General features: G+C 80.3%; 2 protein-coding genes and 1 pseudogene. 2 read left to right on the forward strand and 1 reads right to left on the reverse strand.

Going from position 1 to position 1,685, the window contains the following annotated elements; translation table 11 throughout:
- On the reverse strand, positions 1-416 hold a 416-nt coding region (locus tag E4P41_RS21645), incomplete at its 3' end, for a hypothetical protein (RefSeq protein WP_209307864.1).
- 10 nt (positions 417-426) lie between these two features.
- Here E4P41_RS21645 and E4P41_RS21650 point away from each other — a divergent pair.
- Together E4P41_RS21650 and E4P41_RS21655 are read left to right on the forward strand one after the other, a co-directional pair.
- Entirely contained in the window at positions 427-639 is a 213-nt protein-coding gene (locus E4P41_RS21650) for a hypothetical protein (protein WP_135143248.1), read from the forward strand.
- Positions 636-1,685 (forward strand): annotated as a pseudogene (locus tag E4P41_RS21655) (LuxR family transcriptional regulator); the annotation flags it as partial. The gene E4P41_RS21650 and the pseudogene E4P41_RS21655, both read left to right, overlap by 4 nt.

Below are 1,685 nucleotides of genomic sequence, written 5' to 3' on the forward strand. Positions count from 1 at the left end.
CCGAGCCTGGCTGCTGCGATCGCCACCGCCGCCCGCAGCAGCGCGCCGCCCGCCACGGGCAGCCCGCGGAGCGGCTCCGCGGCGCCGACCACGGAGGACGGCGCCCCGAGCACGTCCGCCAGCGCGGCCGTCCCCTCCCGCGGAGCGGGGGCTCCCGTCGGCGGGCCCAGCGCCTCGCCGGACGCCACCTCGTCCGACACCACCTCGTCCGACACCACCTCGTCCGACACCGCCTCGTCCGACACCACCTCGTCCGACACCACCTCGTCCGCCTCGACCTCGTCCGCCCCCGCCTCCCCCGCCCCCGCCTCCCCTCCCCCCGGCCCGACCGGCCCGACACCGACCACGACCGCACCGGAGCCCTCGACGCCGGCGCCGTCGGGAACGCCGTCGGTGACCGACCCGCCGCCTCCCACCGGGTCCCCGGTGACCGAGCAGCCGACGACCGAGGGGCCGACCTCCCCCGAACCCGAGGAGCCCGCCGTCGAGCCCCCGGTGACCGAGCAGCCGGTCACCGGACAGCCCGCCGGTGAACAGTCGGCCCCCGAGGAACCGGCCACCGAGCCGACGACGGCCCCCGAGCCCACGCCGGTGCCCACCGAGTCCGCCACGGCGACGACCACCCCGGAGTCGGCGTGACCGCGGCCACGCGGACGACCGGCCCGCTGTCCGCCGGGTGGGGGCCGGAGGTGGTGCGCGAGCTGGCCACCCCGTCCGGCCGGGCGCCCGCCGTGGTGACGGTGCAGGGTCCCGGGGGGACCGGGAAGACGCTGTTCCTCGGCGAGCTCGCCGCGGCCCACGAGCGGGCCGGGCTGGCCGTGCTCGACGCCGTCCCCGACGAGCCGACCGCGCTGCCCGGGCCGGTGGCGGTCGTCGTCGACGACGCCCACCGGCTGTCCGCGACCGACGTGGCCCGCCTCGGCGTGCTGCTGCACTCCCCCGCTGCCCGGGTGGCACTGGCGCTGCGCCCGTGGCCCCGGACCGCGCCGCTCGCCGCGCTGCTGGCCGAGCTGGGCACGGCCCGACGCACCGTCGTCCTCGGGCACGCCGACCGGGCGCAGGTGCGCGGCTGGGCCCGCGAGCTGCTCGGCGAGGCGCTGTCCCCCGCACTCGTCGACGCCGTCCTGGCGCAGACCGGTGGACTGCCCGCGCTCGCCGCCCCGCTGCTGCGGGCGCTGTCCCGGCGGGGCGGAGGCCGTGGCGGCGTCCCCGCGCAGCCGGGCCGCCTGGTGGTGCCGGAGGAGGTCACCGACCGCCTTCGCGCCGATCTCGCCGCGGTGGAGGAGCAGACCCGCGCGCTGCTGCACGCCGTCGCCGCCGGCGCGCCGCTGGACGAGGAGGTGCTGGGCGAGGTGCTCGGTGTACCGCCCGACGCGGCGGTCGACCTGCTCGACGCCGGGCGGGCCACCGGGCTGCTGCTGGGCACCGGCGAGGTGGTCCCCCTCGCGGCCCGCGTGCTGCTGGCGAGCACCCCGCCCGACGTGACCCGCCGGGTCCGCCGCCAGGTGCTGGCGCTGCTCGTCGAGCGTGGCGAGGAGCCCGTGGCGCTGGCCCGGAGGCTGGCCGCGGAGCAGGTCCGCGACCGGCACGCGGCCCGGCTGCTGGAGCGGCACGGCGAGGCGGCGCTGACCGACGACCCGGCGCTGGCCGCGCAGCTGTTCGGGGAGGCCGCCCGCAGCGGGGCG

The sequence above is a fragment of the Geodermatophilus sp. DF01-2 genome, from assembly GCF_004571065.1.
In the GTDB taxonomy this organism is placed as follows: Bacteria; Actinomycetota; Actinomycetes; order Mycobacteriales; family Geodermatophilaceae; genus Geodermatophilus.